This is a genomic window from Microbulbifer flavimaris, from assembly GCF_001641755.2.
GTDB classification, from domain to species: Bacteria; Pseudomonadota; Gammaproteobacteria; order Pseudomonadales; family Cellvibrionaceae; genus Microbulbifer; species Microbulbifer flavimaris.
On record NZ_LRFG02000006.1, the window covers coordinates 17,997 to 34,122 of the forward strand.

General features: G+C 60.9%; 16 protein-coding genes. 9 read left to right on the top strand and 7 right to left on the bottom strand.

Going from position 1 to position 16,126, the window contains the following annotated elements; translation table 11 throughout:
* Window positions 1–111: 111 nt before the first annotated feature.
* Window positions 112–1,749, top strand: a complete 1,638-nt coding sequence (locus AWR36_RS14375; RefSeq protein ID WP_067086447.1) for an AMP-binding protein — start codon at window positions 112–114, stop codon at window positions 1,747–1,749.
* A 211-nt stretch (window positions 1,750–1,960) separates the two neighbouring features.
* Complete coding sequence (locus tag AWR36_RS14380) at window positions 1,961–2,425, top strand: phosphate-starvation-inducible PsiE family protein (RefSeq protein WP_176491151.1); 465 nt, start codon at window positions 1,961–1,963, stop codon at window positions 2,423–2,425.
* Between the two features lie 68 nt (window positions 2,426–2,493).
* On the opposite strand, the gene AWR36_RS14385 is transcribed toward AWR36_RS14380, so the two are convergent.
* The 3 genes from AWR36_RS14385 to AWR36_RS14395 form a co-directional block, all read right to left on the bottom strand.
* Window positions 2,494–4,191: a M28 family metallopeptidase gene (locus tag AWR36_RS14385; RefSeq protein ID WP_067086451.1), complete on the bottom strand. Its 1,698-nt coding sequence runs from the start codon at window positions 4,189–4,191 to the stop codon at window positions 2,494–2,496.
* 143 nt (window positions 4,192–4,334) lie between these two features.
* Window positions 4,335–5,456 carry a M14 family metallopeptidase gene (locus AWR36_RS14390; protein ID WP_067086454.1) on the bottom strand — a complete coding sequence of 374 codons (1,122 nt, stop codon included), beginning with the start codon at window positions 5,454–5,456 and terminating at the stop codon, window positions 4,335–4,337.
* Window positions 5,457–5,906: 450 nt separating this feature from the next.
* Entirely contained in the window at window positions 5,907–6,491 is a 585-nt protein-coding gene (locus tag AWR36_RS14395) for a lipid-binding SYLF domain-containing protein (protein ID WP_067086457.1), read from the bottom strand.
* Between the two features lie 232 nt (window positions 6,492–6,723).
* Between AWR36_RS14395 and AWR36_RS14400 the strand changes: the two genes are divergently transcribed.
* Entirely contained in the window at window positions 6,724–7,206 is a 483-nt protein-coding gene (locus AWR36_RS14400) for a hypothetical protein (protein ID WP_067086462.1), read from the top strand.
* 118 nt (window positions 7,207–7,324) lie between these two features.
* Window positions 7,325–8,143, top strand: coding sequence for a heme-dependent oxidative N-demethylase family protein (locus AWR36_RS14405; RefSeq protein WP_067086465.1), 819 nt, complete (start codon window positions 7,325–7,327; stop codon window positions 8,141–8,143).
* Here AWR36_RS14405 and AWR36_RS14410 read toward each other — a convergent pair.
* Window positions 8,125–9,123: an AraC family transcriptional regulator gene (locus AWR36_RS14410; RefSeq protein WP_082679635.1), complete on the bottom strand. Its 999-nt coding sequence runs from the start codon at window positions 9,121–9,123 to the stop codon at window positions 8,125–8,127. The two genes, AWR36_RS14405 and AWR36_RS14410, sit on opposite strands and share 19 nt — an antisense overlap.
* A 106-nt stretch (window positions 9,124–9,229) precedes the next feature.
* Here AWR36_RS14410 and AWR36_RS14415 point away from each other — a divergent pair, with 106 nt between their 5' ends.
* The 4 genes from AWR36_RS14415 to AWR36_RS14430 are packed head-to-tail and all read left to right on the top strand — an operon-like array spanning window position 9,230 to window position 13,373.
* The gene (locus AWR36_RS14415) at window positions 9,230–10,570 is read left to right on the top strand and encodes a flavin-containing monooxygenase (protein WP_067086473.1); all 1,341 of its coding nucleotides are present in this window, start codon (window positions 9,230–9,232) and stop codon (window positions 10,568–10,570) included.
* Window positions 10,570–11,532, top strand: coding sequence for a bile acid:sodium symporter family protein (locus tag AWR36_RS14420; RefSeq protein WP_231745354.1), 963 nt, complete (start codon window positions 10,570–10,572; stop codon window positions 11,530–11,532). Before AWR36_RS14415 ends, AWR36_RS14420 begins: the two co-directional genes overlap by 1 nt.
* Window positions 11,533–11,547: 15 nt before the next feature.
* Window positions 11,548–12,519 (top strand): SDR family oxidoreductase, encoded by a 972-nt coding sequence (locus tag AWR36_RS14425; RefSeq protein WP_067086476.1) that lies wholly within the window; start codon window positions 11,548–11,550, stop codon window positions 12,517–12,519.
* Entirely contained in the window at window positions 12,516–13,373 is an 858-nt protein-coding gene (locus AWR36_RS14430; RefSeq protein WP_067086479.1) for an SDR family NAD(P)-dependent oxidoreductase, read from the top strand. The genes AWR36_RS14425 and AWR36_RS14430 overlap by 4 nt, the downstream gene beginning before the upstream one ends.
* Window positions 13,374–13,410: 37 nt before the next feature.
* On the opposite strand, the gene AWR36_RS14435 is transcribed toward AWR36_RS14430, so the two are convergent.
* The 3 genes from AWR36_RS14435 to AWR36_RS14445 form a co-directional block, all read right to left on the bottom strand.
* Entirely contained in the window at window positions 13,411–13,818 is a 408-nt protein-coding gene (locus AWR36_RS14435) for a hypothetical protein (protein WP_067086482.1), read from the bottom strand.
* Window positions 13,819–13,923: 105 nt separating this feature from the next.
* Window positions 13,924–14,472, bottom strand: a complete 549-nt coding sequence (locus AWR36_RS14440) for an Hsp20/alpha crystallin family protein (protein ID WP_067104734.1) — start codon at window positions 14,470–14,472, stop codon at window positions 13,924–13,926.
* A 171-nt stretch (window positions 14,473–14,643) separates the two neighbouring features.
* Entirely contained in the window at window positions 14,644–15,237 is a 594-nt protein-coding gene (locus AWR36_RS14445) for a LysE family translocator (protein ID WP_231745355.1), read from the bottom strand.
* 113 nt (window positions 15,238–15,350) lie between these two features.
* On the opposite strand from AWR36_RS14445, the gene AWR36_RS14450 reads away from it, so the two are divergent.
* Window positions 15,351–16,121, top strand: coding sequence for a TatD family hydrolase (locus AWR36_RS14450; RefSeq protein ID WP_067086489.1), 771 nt, complete (start codon window positions 15,351–15,353; stop codon window positions 16,119–16,121).
* The last annotated feature ends 5 nt before the right edge of the window (window positions 16,122–16,126 follow it).

The window sequence follows — 16,126 nt, forward strand, 5'->3', positions numbered from 1 at the left end:
CAGTTAAACGCCCGGGCACGTATCAACAATAATTAACGGATCCGTATAGCCGGGATTCGGCTATAAACAAACGGACTGAGAGAAAACAACAACAGGATTGGGAGAAGAAAGTTGGACCTCGACCGCAGCATCATCGACGTATTTTCAGAGGCCTGCGCCAAATTCGGTGACAGGCCAGCATTCACTTGTCTCGGGCACACGCTGTCCATCTCCGATATCGACAAGCTGAGTGGGCAATTTGCCTCCTACCTACAAAATCACACTGATCTGAAGCCCGGTGACCGGATCGCGGTGCAGCTGCCTAATGTACTGCAGTACCCGGTGGTGGTTTTCGGGGCGATGCGCGCCGGTCTGGTTGTGGTGAACACCAACCCGCTGTACACCCGTCGCGAACTGAAGCACCAGCTGAACGATTCCGGTGCAAAGGCGCTGGTGGTGCTGGCGAATATTGCCGATACCGCCTCCCAGGTGATTGAAGAAACCAGCGTGGGGAAGGTGATTGTCAGTGAGATTGCCGACCTGCACAGCCCGCTGAAGCGCACGCTGATCAACAGCGTCGCCAAGTACGTGAAGAAGATGGTGCCGGAGTTTTCTTTCCGCAACCAGGTCAGCTTCCGCGACGCCATGAGCCAGGGTGCCAAGCAGCCCTATAAGGAAGTGAAGCGCGCCCCGGAAGATGTCGCCGTATTGCAGTACACCGGCGGTACCACCGGTGTTGCCAAAGGGGCGATGCTGACCAATCGCAACCTGGTTGCCAATATGGATCAGGTGCGTGAAGCCCTGGGGGATTCCATCAAGGAAGGCGAAGAGATCTATATCGCGCCCTTGCCGCTCTACCATATCTATGCCTTTACCATTCACTGCATGTCGCTGTTTGCCACCGGCAATCATTCGATCCTGATCCCGAACCCGCGGGATATTCCGGCGTTTGTGAAGACGCTCAAGGGGCTCCGTTTCACTGGTTTCGTTGGCCTGAACACCCTGTTCAATGGTCTGATGCGCAACCCCGATTTCGCCGAGCTGGATTTCAGCAAGTTGCACACCACTGCTTCCGGCGGCATGGCTTTGACTCGCGATACCGCCAAGCGCTGGGAAGAGATGACCGGCTGTGTGGTGACCGAGGGCTACGGGCTGACCGAGACCTCGCCTGTGGTGTCCTTCAACCCGGCGGACGCCGTGCAGTTGGGCACTGTGGGCAAGCCGGTGCCGGCCACTGAGGTCAAGGTCACCGACGAGAACGGCAATGACCTGCCGAACAACACCCCCGGCGAGCTGTGCGTGCGCGGCCCGCAGGTGATGAAGGGGTACTGGCAGCGTGAAGAAGCCACGGCCGAGAGCATTGACAGTGACGGCTGGTTTCGCACCGGGGATATGGCGGTGATTCAGGATGACGGTTATATCAAGATTGTCGACCGCAAGAAAGACATGATCATTGTGTCCGGTTTCAACGTCTACCCGAACGAGATCGAGGACGTGGTGAGCGCCCACGACAAGGTGACCGAAGCTGCGGCCATCGGTATACCGGACGAAAAGAGCGGCGAGATCGTGAAGCTGTTCGTAGTGAAAGCCGACGAATCCCTGACCGAAGAAGAGGTGATCGCGCACTGCCGTGACAACATGACCGCTTACAAGGTGCCGAAGCAAGTGGAGTTCCGCGAAGAGCTTCCGAAGACCAATGTCGGCAAGATTCTGCGCCGTGAACTGCGTGATGAGGAAATGAAAAAAATCGAGGCGCTGGAAAACGCCTGATCCTCAAACGCGCAAGCTTCAATAGCTCCGACGTGAATAAAAAGCCCCGCTGGAAACAGCGGGGCTTTTTTGTGCTTGTCTGTGTCTGGTTGCCAGTTCGCAAGGCGCCCGTGAAAATCGGGCCCGTCGCAGGATAGCTATCCCTGTGGCAGCGTTCGCGGTGCCCGTTGGTCTATAACTGTCTGGCACGATGACGGACCTGGAGAACCGCATGGGAGACGCCGACGAACAGAGTCAGCTGGTGCATGAGGAGCTGCCAAAAGAGCATGAGGATCCGCTGATCCGCATCCTGCACGGCGTGATTCGCAATTCCGTCAGGTTGCTGGCGGTGCTGATGGTACTGGTGATCCTGTGGTCGGTAGCGGACGTGGTGTATGTGATCTACGAGCGGCTTGCGGTGGAGCCGCTGTGGTTGCTGGACCCCAATGACCTATTCGATGTGTTCGGCGCTTTTATGCTGGTGCTGATCGCCATCGAAATCTTTATCAATATCCGCCTTTATCTTGGCTCCAATGTGATACCGATACAGCTGGTGCTTGCCACTGCATTGATGGCTATTGCGCGGAAAGTCATCGTGCTCGATCTCGCAGATACCGAAGCGCTGTACATATTCGCGATTGCCGCTGCGGTGCTTGCACTGGGGGTGGCTTACTGGATGGTGGCCAAGAGAGTCTGATGAGACGGGACACCAGAGAGGAAAAAAAGCCCGGCAATGCCGGGCTTTTTCGTGCTTGATGTCACCGCTTACTGGCGGGCGTCGGCACTGGCGTCGCGGGCAGCGCGGAACTCGTTGCCCTCATACCAGTTGGGCCAGTCGCGGCTGTTGGCCAGTTTCAGGCCCAGCTCCAGACCCAGCTGCAGATCCATGGCTGTGCCTTCGAGGTTCCAGTTCGGATCGTACTCATCGGCCGGCTTGTGGTAGGCGTGGGTGAGGTATTCCTGACCCTGTGCCTGGGCCCACTCGCGGCCGTGCTCGATGGAGTCTGTGCCGGACTTGAAGTAGAGCATCGGCACACCCTTCTTCGCCAGACTGAAGTGATCTGAGCGGTAGAAGTAACCGCGCTCAGGGTGTTCTTCCGGCGCCAGATAGCGCTCCTGCCCCTTGGCGGCCGTCTCCAGCAGCTCTTCCAGCTCACTGTTGCCGTAGCCCACGACAACCACGTCGCGCATCGGTCCCAGCACGCCCAGTGCGTCGAAGTTGATCCCGGCCACAGTCTTCTCCAGCGGAACCACCGGATTGGCGGCATAGTACTTGGAGCCCAGCAGGCCGGATTCCTCAGCGGTGACGGCCACGAACACGAGGGAACGGTCGGGGCGCTCTCCCATTGCCACAGCCTGGCGCGCCATGGCGATCAGGCCGGCGGTGCCGGTGGCATTGTCGATGGCGCCGTTAAAGATGTGGTCTTCCCCCTGGCCGTTCTCATTGACGCCCAGATGGTCCCAGTGCGCGGTGTAGATGATGGCCTCTTCCGGGAACTTCTTGCCGGGCAGCTTGGCGACCACGTTGCGGGAGTTGGAGGTGCGCAGGCTGTTTTCCAGTGCCACGCTGGCAGTGAGCCCCAGGGGCTTGGCCTTGAAGCCGCGCTGGTGGGCCGCGGTGACCTCGCTGTCCAGATCCAGGCCGGCCGCTTCAAACAGGGTGCGGGCTGCGTCCTGGGTGATCCAGGATTCGATCGCTACCCGGTCGGCATTGTTGTCTTCTGCGGCCAGGCTGATTTGAGCACCGGACCAGCTGCCGCTGACCACTTCCCACGGATAGCCGGCAGCACCGGTTTCGTGGATGATGATGGCGCCGTCCGCGCCCTGGCGGGCAGCCTCTTCGAACTTGTAGCTCCAGCGGCCGTAGTAGGTCATGGCATTGCCGTTGAACAGGGTCTCGTCCTGGGTGGCGTAGCCGGGGTCGTTGACCAGGATTACGGCGGTCTTGCCGGTCATGTCGAGGCCGGCGTAGTCGTTCCAGTCGTTTTCCGGGGCCACGATACCGTAGCCCACGAAGACCAGCTCGCTGTCCTCGATGGCGGAGGACTCGGTCTGGCGCTGGGTGAAGGCCACCATATCGTTGATCGGCTGCAGCTCCTGCTCAAAGCCCTCACCGGAAATACTCATCGGCGTGGATTGAATCTGCATCTCAACCACCGGCACCTGCTGGAACCAGCTGGGCTCACCGTGATCATCCCTGGCTCCCGGCTCCAGCCCGACGGCTGCGAACTGTTCTGCCAGATAGTTGACGGTCAGCTCCTCACCGGCTGTGGCGGGAGCCCGGCCCTGGAATTTGTCAGAGGCCAGAATGGCGACGTGCTGGTGCAGCTCTTCGGCCATGACTTTGATCGGGCTTTCGCTTTGGGTGGTGTCGGCGGGCGCAGAGGCGTCCTTTCCGCAGGCGGTAACACCTGCGATGGCGGCAGTCAGGCCGAGACCGCGCCAGAAGGTGGAAATTTGCATGGATTGCTACCTGTCATGTTCTTATCGGCGCCTAAGTTAACAAAAACGGCGCCGCTGGCCGAATGATTCTGTGCTGAATATCCGGCCGCGGGCAGAGAATTTTGTGTTTTGCGCGGCAGCGGTGGTTTCTGCCGCGCACAGGATCACAGGATCTTGAGGGTTTCCCGGATCGGGAAGAGGATGTCCCGGGCGAGTTGCTGGCTGCGGGCCGGCGACCAGCCCTCGATGGGATCGGGCAGGTTTTCGTTGTCCTTGAAGGGCATTTCCAGGGTAAGGGCCAGGGTGCGGAACTGGTGGCCGCACCAGTTGGTGCCCACAGTCATATTCGCCTCGCCTGGCTTGTCGAGCTCGTAGCCGCGCTCGATCTGGAAGTCAGGGTTGGCGGCGACAAACGCCTGCTTGAAGGTGTCCTCGAGCTTGGCGTGGCGCTCATCGTAACCCGGGATGCCTTCGCAGCCCGCCACGAAGTTGAAGGGCAGGGCCTCGTCGCCGTGGATATCCAGGAACATATCGCCACCCAGCTCCAGCATCTTCTGCCGCACCAGGTACACCTCGGGACTGCGCTCCATGCTGGGTTCTAGCCACTCCCGGTTCAGGTTGGCGCCGACGGCGTTGGTGCGCAGGTGGCCGCGCACGCTGCCGTCCGGGTTCATGTTCGGCACAACGTGGAAGACGGTGTCCTCCAGCAGGGTGCGGGCAGTGGGGTTGGCCTCGTCCAGCAGCGCGTCGAGAAAGCCCTCGACGAACCATTCCGCCATGGTCTCGCCCGGGTGCTGTCGAGCGATCATCCACACGCGGCGCTTGGCTGTGTCGGCGTCGCCGATGGTTAGCAGGGACATGTCGCGTCCGTCGAGGGTCTGTCCCAGGGTTTCTACTTGCACGAGATCGCTGCCCTGCGCCCAGGCGACCAAGTCCAGATGACGCTCCCAGGAGAAGGGGGCGAAATAGGCGAGATAGATGCTCGGCTGATCCAGCTCAACGGTGAAATCCAGCACCTTGCCATCGTATTCAGCGCCGATGCGGAACCAGTTGTGTCGGTCGTAAGAAGCGCAGACACGGTAGTTTTCCCAGCCTTCCGGATACGCTGCCTTGCCTGCATTGGTGATGCGCATTGGGTACTGTTTGCCGGGGTCGCCTTCAAGGCGGAAATGGAACCACTGGTAGAAGTCGGAATTATTGTCGCGCCGGATGGCGAGTTCCATGGGGTTGCTGTCGGCGTTGACGACCTCGATGTTACCGCTGTCAAAAGCGCAAGTGATATGCATTGAGAGGACTCCCGTTCGATGAATCGGGCAAGCATACAGGCAAGTGCGGGTTTTTTGCAGGTGGGTTGTCTGCGGCCAATACGGTGCGGGGGGCAGGGGGCAAATAAAAAGCACGGTACCGCGGACGATACCGTGCCTTAGCCATTCCCTGGCGGCACCTGCCACGACTACTGCTCCATCGAATTTCCGCTGTAGATACCCTGGCGACTGCTGACTGCCTTGGTCAGACCACAAGTGCGCGATCCCGCACTTTCAGAAATCGGTTACTGCTCCCTGACATTCCGCAGCAGGTGCTGTTTAAAGTTTAGGCAGTGTGAGCGATGTGCGCGCCGCAGGTTCCGGGATTGGCGCTGGATTGGTTGAGTTTTGTTCGATTGCGTCGCGCAGCCGCCCGCTGTACTGGAATTGCGTGCGGGGGCTGCCGGCGCTCGGCTGTGCCCCCGGTCGACTTCAGTTTAGCTCGTTGTCCTTCCAGAACTTGGTGCCTTTCAGGGTCGCCTGGAGGGCGATGCCGCTCTCGGTTAGTTGGTAGACCCGCATGCCGTCCGCCACGACTTCGCCACCGATTGCCGCGCCCTTGTCCTGGGCCTTGGCCGCCGCATCGGCATGACCACCAAAGGACCAGCCGCGGTTCACGAAGCGATCCATGACTTCCGGGGAGTCGAACAGGAACAGTGCGCGGAAATCCTTGACGCCAAAGCCCAGGCCAACCCCCAGCTCGCCCATCTTCATGTAGGTACGCTGGCGGGTCTGGTTGTCCACGGCCACGCCATAACCGGTAGACGCGCTGGCCAGCAGCAGGTTGACGTTCACATTACTGAATACGGCATAGCCCGGGGCCCGGGCCAGGTCGTTACGCAGATCGGGCTTGAGTTGGAACAGCTCGGTCAATACCGCCTGCTCGGTGCGGTCGATATGCTGGCGCTGGTCCTGGCGGGTCTGACCGGGTGCGGCGCAGGCAGTGACGAATATCGCGGTGATCAGTAGCGCGGCCAGGGTGGCCACAGTGGATTTTGGGCTTGCGAATGCCTGCATGGCGTTCTCCTTTTTTCGTTATGGTCTGATTTAACCAGAGGCGCGCGCTTCCCTCGACTGTTTCGTCACTGCTTTGCGACCTGTGCCTCACGCCATGTGCCTGGCGCTACTTTCCGCCTGGCCGACCTTTCGGTAAGCTTGGCGACTTTCACCCGGGACGGGGGCAGAGAGAAAGTCGCGCAATCGCGGTTGCCGCCCGCCCCATATCCCCAGAACAATCGAGAGAAGAGAGATGCAAAAGACTGTGAAACGCGGCATTGCCGCCAGCTGCCTGCTCGCATTCGCTGTCAACCTGACAGCTTGTGGATACTTCCTGTATCCCGAGCGCAAGGGCCAGACCGGGGGGCGTGTGGATCCCGTGGTGGTGGTTCTCGATGGTGCGGCACTGCTGTTCGGTATTCTGCCGGGCATCGTGGCGTTTGCGGTCGACTTCACCAATGGCACTATCTACCTGCCGGCCGGTGGTACCTCTGCCATTGATCGCCACCTGAGCGCGACCGACGAGGAGGATGTGCGCACCGTAGTCGACCAGGAAGGTCAGGTATGGGTTGAAATGCCTCTCGAGGAAGGCATTGCCAAGGCTGAACAGCTGCGTCAGCTGAGCAATACCCTGTCCGGAGCGACCGGCCAGCGAGTGGCACCGGCCGATATCGTCTGGGTCGAGGATCTTGCCGCCCTGCGCGCTGCCTCTGCCCGGGCCACTGCTGCACTCTGATTCGGTTATGAACCCCCGCGGTGCGGCTCTGCCGCACCCAGCTGGTGACACAGACAGGCGCTTTGCACAGCCCGAACCTCTCCTGCTGCCCTTTATGCGGCATCGGGAGATGGTGCACATGGGGTTGCAGCGCCTGGCTCCCGCCTCCTGGATACAGCCCTGTTATGGTCTGCACCACTATCACCACAACAAATTGACAGCCCGGCGTCGCCTTGGCGAGCGCGTGTTCGCGGCTCTGCCCCGGTCTTTGGAGGCGCAGGAGGAGTTGCGGGCATTATTGCTCCGCCATCTTTGTCGGGATCACTACCCGCACTACAGCCTTGCCGGGAATCTGCTGAAATGGCGACGGGGCGGTGCGGCACTCCACTGGCCCCTGGCCGACAGCGCGGCACCGCTGTGGGCAGCCAGTCTGTGGGTGGCGGATGACCTCTGCATCCTGCAGCCCGGTGCCCACGGCTACGAACTGACCGCTGCTTCTCTGGCGGCCCCCAGTTACTGGCGCCTCGAGGACAAGATTGGCCGCCCCCTGGACCTGATTCACAAACCGGTGCCCGGTTTTGCCGACAGGCTCTCTGCCCAGGTTGCACGCTTCTTCGATCACCTTCTGGCGGACTACCCCGTCTGGCGCAGTAACTGGTCGGTGGTGAGCTCTCCGGAGCTCCTGCAGCGCGGCGGCTCTGCGGGTGAGGGGGGGCAGTTGTATCTGCGGGTGGAGCGCCAGTCCCTGCGCCGGCTGCCGCAGTCAGGTGCGGTGGTCTTTACCATTCGTGTGACGCTGAACCCTCTCCAGGACCTGTGCCGCGTGCCGGGGGCAGTGGCGAGCCTGGCCGAAGCGGTGGCCTGCCTGTCTCCGGATGAATCCCGCTACAAGTCCCTTGCGCCCCTGTTGCCGCGGCTGGAGGCGTTCCTCGCAGCGGCTCAGTCCGAAGTGTTCTGACTGCGGTAGCCCTTGGGTGAGAGGCCTGTCCAGCGTCGGAACGCCTTGCCAAAAGCGCTCTCGTCGCAATAGCCCAGGGCTGCCGCAATTTCCGCGTTGTTGCGGTCTTTCTGGCGCAGCCACTGGCACGCGTAGTGGCTCCTGACTTCATCCTGTATCGAGCGAAAGCTGGCATTTTCCTCCTGCAGCTTGCGGCCCAGGTGCCGCGGGCTGATGCACAGCCGGCTGGCTACCTGTTCACGGGTCAGCTGTGGTTCCTGCTGTAGCAGGTGGGCCACGCGCAGCTGCAGGCTCTTGTGGGTGAGGGACTTGAGCAGGGCATCTGCCTCGGGTTTGAGGCGCGCCATTACCTGCTGGTCCGCCGCCACGAGCGGGATTTCCAGGTCCTGCGGCCGCAACCGTATGGCGGACACCGGGGCATTGAACTGCACCGGCGTCTGCAGCAGGTTCTGGTACTGTTGCTGTATTGCCAGGGACGGGGCGGGATAGGCCAGAAGCAGGCCCTGGGCTTTGAACTGATTGCCGGTCATGCTCCGGGTCTGGGCCAGGCAGGCAGAGAGCACGGTTTCGACCCGCAGCCGGGCGCAGCGGAGATAGTTGGGCTGGTAGCAGAGATCTGCGTGGTGAGCGCCGCGACGGAGCTCAAACTGGCCGCCTTCGCCCACTAGGGGGTGGTAAGTCAGCAGCTGATTGATGGCCTCCCCGAGAGTGCGCTGGGTCATCAACAGGTAGCCCACCAGTCCCATCTGGGTAGTCTGCATGGCCTGGCCGATCCTGATGCCCAGCAACGGGTCGGGGTGGGTGTCGGCAAGGGCGGTCCAGAACTGTTCCTGAACCTCCATGGGGACCCTGTCATTTTCGTCTATCCCGGACAAAAGAGGCTCGGCAGCTCTGGGGGAGTCCAGTCCCAGACTACCTAATGCCGCCAGAATGGCCCGGGAATAACTGAGGGTGACGGTTCTACTGTCTACCGGTTTCACAACTGCTGTCCGGAATTAACCAATGGTTGCCCGATTATGACGACATGCAGTGGGGTTGTCACGGTATATTGCCGGGCACTAAAGCAGTGCCAGTGGGAGAATAACAATGAAACCTTATGCGGTGATTGGCGCGGGCCCCATGGGCCTCTGCACAGTGCGCAACCTGAATAAACACGGTATCCCCTGCGTGGGATTCGAGATTCACAGTGACGTGGGCGGGCTATGGGATATCGACAGTCCCACCAGCACCATGTACGAATCGGCTCACCTGATCTCTTCCAAGAAGATGACAGAGTTTGCCGAGTTCCCGATGAAGGACTCGGTGGCCCAGTTTCCTCACCACGAGGAGCTGAAGGAATATTTCCATGATTACGCTCGGGAGTTTGGCCTTTACGACCTGTACGAGTTCAATACCGAAGTCGTCCGCTGTGAGCGCGACGGCACCGATTGGAAAATCACCACCCGTTGTAATGGTGAGGAGCAGACCCGCATCTTCGGTGGCCTGCTGATCGCCAACGGCACCCTCCACCACCCGAATATGCCCCAGCTGCCCGGTGAATTTGCCGGTGAGTTGCTGCACTCGAAGGACTACCGCGATCCCGCCATGTTCGAGGGCAAGCGGGTGCTGCTGGTGGGCTGTGGCAACAGTGGCGCCGACATTGCCGTGGACGCCGTGCACCGGGCCAAGAGCGTGGATATCAGCCTCCGCCGGGGATATTACTTCCTGCCCAAGTTTATCGGTGGCAAGCCGACCGATGCCGTCGGCGGCAAGATCAAGCTGCCCCGCTGGCTGCAGCAGCGCATCAGTGCGGCCCTGAGCAAGCTGATGCTGGGCCGCCCCAGCCAGTACGGACTGCCGGAGCCGGACTACAAGATGTTCGAGTCCCACCCGGTGATCAACTCGCTGATCCTGCACCATATCGGCCACGGGGATATCCAACCGCGCAAGGACATCGCCGCGATTGAGGGTCACACCGTTACCTTCAAGGATGGCTCCAGCGCAGACTACGACATGATCCTGCTGGCCACCGGCTACAAGCTCCACTACCCATTCATCGATGCCGAGCACCTGAACTGGCAGGGTTTCGCCCCGCGACTCTACCTGAATGTCTTCCACCCGGAGTACGACAACCTGTTCCTCATGGGCATGGTGGAAGCCGCCGGCCTCGGCTGGGAAGGGCGCAACGAGCAGGCTGAACTGGTGGCTCTCTACATCCGCCAGCTGTCCTACGGCGCCAGCTCTGCCGAAGCGCTACGCAAGGTTAAGCACGAGAAAGCCCTGATGCGCGAGGACGGGGGTATGAACTACCTGGATCTGGAGCGCATGGCCTATTACGTGCACAAAGACAGCTACCTCAAGGCACTGCGTAGTCACACCGCAGACTTGAAGAAGGATCTGCCGGCGCGGGATACTGAGCAATTGGTAACCAGCGCGGGAGCGGCATAGTGGACGATACCCTGTCGGCGGTCAGCAGTTTCCAGATGTCGCCGGCGGCACTGTTGCTGCTGAACGCGGTTCTGGCTTTCATGATGTTTGGCGTGTCCCTCGGGCTGCGCCCGGCGGACTTTGCCGCTGTGTTGCGTCGTCCGGTGGCACCGGTGACCGGCCTGATTGCCCAGTTTCTGCTGTTGCCGGCACTGACCTGCCTGGCCACCTACCTGCTGGATGTGAGGCCGGGCCTGGCGCTGGGCATGATTCTGGTGTCCTGCTGCCCCGGCGGCACCTTCTCCAATGTGATGACCTGGATCGGTCGGGCCAATGTGGCCACTTCCGTCAGCATGACGGCCGTGTCCAGCGTTGCGGCGGTGGTGATGACACCGCTCAACTTTGCCCTCTACGGCAGCCTGAACCCCGATACCCGCGCACTGTTGCAGGAGATCGCCCTGCCGGCAGAGAGCATGATTACTCTGGTGCTGCTGGTGCTGGCCCTGCCGATGGTGGTGGGTATGGTGGTCGGCGCGCGCTTCCCGAAATTCGTGCAGGCCAGTGAACGCTATTTCCGCTCGGCGTCCCTGCTGGTGTTCCTGCTGTTCGTGGTGATTTCCTTCTCCAAACACTGGCAGACCGCTCTTGAGGTGGCTGGCGCAGTGCTGCTGCTGGTGGTGGCGCATAACGCCTTTGCGTTCTGGATTGGCGATTGCAGTGGCCGTGTCATGCGCCTGCCAGTAGCAGACCGTCGCGCGGTGACGATGGAGGTGGGTATCCAGAACTCCGGCCTCGCCCTGGCCATCCTCTTCACCTTTTACCCGGCTGCCGGTGAAATGCTGGTGGTGGCCGGTTTCTGGGGTGTGTGGCACCTGGTCGCGGGACTGGCGCTGGCAGGTATCTGGAAACACGGGGACAGGAACAAAAGCGGCCCGCAGTCCGTCGCCGCCCCGGCCGGAGCACCGGAATTTCAAAACCGATAAGAAAAAGAAGTTTTTATGAGTGAGAAGAAAGTGCTGATTACCGGCGCAGCCGGTTACGTTGGCCTGCAGCTTGGTGAGTTGCTGGCAAAGGAAATGTCTGTAGTGGGGGTGGATATCCGTTCACGCCCGGCCAAATTCCCCATTTTCACCCTCGATATCTGCGACCCCGCTCTCGGGGAGTTGATGCGAGCGGAGTCCATTACCCATGTGGTGCACCTGGCATCAGTGATGTCGGCAGGTCGCGATCGGGAAAAGGAATACCGGATCGATGTGGAGGGCACCGAGAATGTGCTCAAGGCCTGCGTCTACGCCGGTGTACAGCACATCACCGTGACCAGTAGCGGCGCGGCTTATGGTTACTACGCGGACAACCCCGAGTGGCTCGAGGAACACCATCGCCTGCGAGGTAATCGCGAGTTCGGTTACTCCGATCACAAGCGGCTGGTGGAGGAAATGCTGGCTGCCTACCGGGAGCGCTTCCCCAAGCTGAAGCAGCTGGTGTTCCGGCCCTGCTCGATCGTTGGATCCGGCACGAGCAACAAAATTGCCAAGCTGTTCTCCGGCAGCGCGATCGTCGATCCGGGTGGTCACAACTCTCCTTTCGTTTTCATCTGGGATCAGGACGTCATCCGCGCCATCGAATTTGGTGTCAGCCGCGATGCAGCGGGGGCCTATAACCTGGCGGGTGACGGGGCCCTGACGCCGGAAGAGATCGCCCGACAGCTGGGCAAGCCGCTGCGCCGTCCGCCAGTTTGGCTGGTCAAGTTTTTGCTGGGGATTGGTTATGCCCTGCATCTCACCGATAACCAACCGGGGCAGGTGGTGTTCCTGCAGTACCGCCCGGTGCTGTTGAACCGCAAGCTCAAAGAGGAGCTGGGTTTCGTCCCGCAGAAGACGTCTGCGGAGGCGTTTGCGTATTTCGCCCGGGAAGCGCTTGGTATTGAAGTGTCCGAGACGGCCGGCCAGGTGGCGGAGGGCGCTGCGTGAGCGAAGAAAAAGTCTTTGTGGTCACCGGTGCTGCCGGTGGACTGGGGTGGGCCACGGTGAACGCCCTGGCGGAGCGTCATCGCGCCCGCTTTGCCCTGATTGATATCGAGCAGGAGTCACTGGACCAGCGCGTGCAGGAGTTGCGCCAGCGGGGAATCGAGGGCCAGGCCTTTGTCGCCGACCTCTCCGATGAGTCTGCGGTTGCCAGACTGGTTGAAGAGCTGCGAAGACAGTTTGAGCGGGTGGATCTACTGGTCAACAACGCCGGTATCACCCATCGCAGCCTGTCCACAGTCACCAGCAACCGGGTGATTCGCCGGGTGATGGCGGTGGACTACCACGCTCCGGTGGAGCTGGCCCAGGGATTGCTGGATCCGCTCCGTCGTGCAGGAGGCTGTGTGGTGAATATCAGCTCGATGGCCGGCTGGATGCCGGTGCTGGGACGCGCGGGTTACTGTGCGGCCAAGGGAGCTTTGCACCAGTATTTCGAGACCTTCCGCGAAGAGGTGCGGGAAGAGGGCGTTCGGGTGCTGATGGTCTACCCGAGCTTCGTCGCCACCAACATCGAGAACAACGCCCTCTCCGGAGACGGCGGCCGCGCAAAGCACAAACAGAGCACCATAGGGCAGGTGCGGACGCCGCAATGGATGGCCAAGCGTATTGTCGCCGCTCTGGAGCAGGGTAAAGAGCGTCTCTTCCCGTTCGACAAATCACTGCTGGGGGCCTACCTGTATAAACTGGCCCCGCGCCTGTTCCTCAAGCAAATGGTCAAGAACTTTCGCGTGGAACTGGAAGTGGGCCGGGCCGAGCGGGCCGCTCAGTCAAAAAATCAGCCCTCGGCTCTGGAGGGCTGAACGGGCTTTGGTCTAGCAGGGCTTTTCCTCTTCCGGGTCACTGGGCCCAGGAGAGCGTCAGCGGTTTGATTCCCTCGCTCTCATCGACTTTGACCCAGGCGCCCTGTTTGTGACCGTGATGCTCGGCCTCTATGCGATAGCGGCCCGTGGGCAGGTCCAGAAGAAGCAGGGGGCCGCGGGTGCGCGTGGCGAGCAACTGCTGGCCACTCTGGTCGAAGACCCGCACGGTCGTGTTGGCTAGAAAGGCCCCGGAAGCCGATGCGAGCTGGACCTTCAGGTCGAAAGCCCCGGCCGCGCTCTCAAGCTCGCGACGCTCTGCCTCGCCAACGCCCCCGGACACATAGCGGACGTTGCCTGTCGCCTTCACTCCGTCAATCGCTGCGGAGCCGGGGGTACTGAACATGGCAAGGGTGAATGCCGCGGCGAGCGTTTTCCAGAACTGCATGAATACCTCCTGTTTTTGTCGGCGTTCACTGGGTTGGCGTAAGGCGGCAACCCGGCCCGGGTAGCCGCAGTGGAGAAAGTCACTCTGTTCCATCGCAGGGTGTCATCAGGCTGGTGTGGCAATATCAATCCTCTTGCCTTTCTGTTTCTCCTCGAGAATTCTGGGCAGGCGAACCTCCAGCAAGCCGTTGCTAAAGTTCGCTTCGATCCCTTCCAGGTCCGCGTCAGCCGGCACCGACAGGATGCGCTGGAATGTGCCAAAACTCCGCTCTACCCGATAAAAATGGGCCTCGTCACCTTCCTGATGTGATCGTCTTTTCTCGCCGCTGATCGTCAGGGTGGAGCCCAGCAATTCCAGCTGGATATCTTTTTCCTGCACTCCCGGGGCCTCGACAGAGATGGTATAGGCGTGCTCGGTTGCCGCGATATCGACCTTCGGCTTCAGTAGCAGGGTTTCGGCCCGGATACCGGAGGGGTTGTCATGTTTCCCGGCCGCGCCGTGGAACAGCTCATCAAACATCTGGTCGAGACGGTCGTACATTCTGGCCATGGCCGAGGCATGTCGCTGCGGCTCAGAAGTGCCGTCGAGGCCAGCGGGTGAAGACACCTGCTCTTCCTTCAGCCAGTTCCATGGTGCGAGTTTTTTCATATCCATATCAGCCTCCTCAATGTGAGTGAATGGCTTGAGTGGGGCATCTTGCCCCGCCTGCACCAACAACCCTTGGGATGGGGTGGAGAGGATTCAAGGGTGGGTAGGGCAGGATGCGTGGAAACACCTGCCCCGGGCGGGGGCCAGACAGAGTCGCGACAACAGTCGGTGAAGCAGCTAGTCGAGCGCCATGGGGATCACGCTGCCAACCAGCAGTAGGCCCATGGCGATGTTGAAACGCCGGAGGTGGGCTGGCTCGCGCAGGAGACGCTGCATACCCACACCGAACAGCATCCAGATGGTGATGCACGGGCCGCCGACGAAAATGAAGGCCAGGGCAATCTGGCCCGCATCCAGCCAGGCGCTGCCCCCGGGGGTGGAAAAAGCAGCCAGCGCGCCCACCGCCATGACCCACCCCTTGGGGTTGACCCACTGGAAGGCTGCCGCCTGCCAGAAAGTGAATGGCGAATGGCTTTCCTTGCGGTCCACCGAACGGGTGCCTGCGATGACCCAGGCCAGGTAGAGCAGGTAGGTAATACCCGCCCAGCGAACGATCTGGTGCAGCAGCGGGTATTGCTCGAACAGTGTACCCAGCCCCAGGCCGATGGCCATGATCATGGCCGGGAAACCCAGGCAAATGCCCAGAAAGTGCGGCAGCGATCGCAGCACGCCGTGGTTCAGGCCAGAGGCCATAATCATCATATTATTGGGGCCGGGGGTGATACTGGTGGAAAACACAAACAGAATCAGTGGCAATAAAGCTTCAATCAAAATGGCACTCCGCTAAACCAGGGCGGCATTCTACCGTGACTGATGTCGCGGGTCTGCCGGGCAGTGCCAGGTGTTAAACTGCGGGGAACAACCGGACCGAAAGCGGGTTTGATTTGGAACTGATCGATAGCCACTGCCATTTTGATTTTGATGCCTTCGCTGATGACCGGGATGCCGTCTGGGCAAGCTGCCGCGCCCGTGGGGTGGCCGGGTTGGTGATTCCGGGAGTGAGTGTGGCGCAGTGGGAAACCCTGTTTGCACTGGTTGAAGGGCAGCCCGGCTGGTATGGCGCAGCGGGGCTGCACCCCTGGTGGGTTGAAGAGCTGGCACTGGAGCCAGATGAGCTGAAAAGGCGGCTGCTGTCCCGGGGCGCACTTTCAAGCTGCATTGCGGTTGGAGAGTGCGGACTCGACAAGGAAATCAGCGTGCCCCTGGACAGGCAGGAGCTGATTTTCCGGCTTCAGTTGTCTGCCGCCTGTGACCTGGATCTGCCAGTAATCGTGCACGTGCACAAATATCATGCGGAGGCGCTGCGCATTCTCAAGGATTTGCGGCCGCCGAGAGGGGGTGTGATTCACGCATTCAGTGGCAGCGAGGAAATTGCCAGGGAATACTGGCAGCTTGGGTTTCACCTCGGAGTTGGCGGCACCATTACCTACGAGCGGGCGGCCAAGACCCGTCGCGCTGTTGCCGCCGCGCCAATGGAATCCCTGCTGCTGGAAAGTGACGCTCCCGATATGCCACTGTGCGGACGCCAGGGGCAACGCAACAGTCCCGAGTTTCTTCCGGATATCGCCGCTGTACTGGCGGAACTGCGCTCGATCTCTGTTGAGGAGGTTGCACTGCAGACCCGGCAGAATACCGAACGGTTGTTTTCCATCTAACGGTT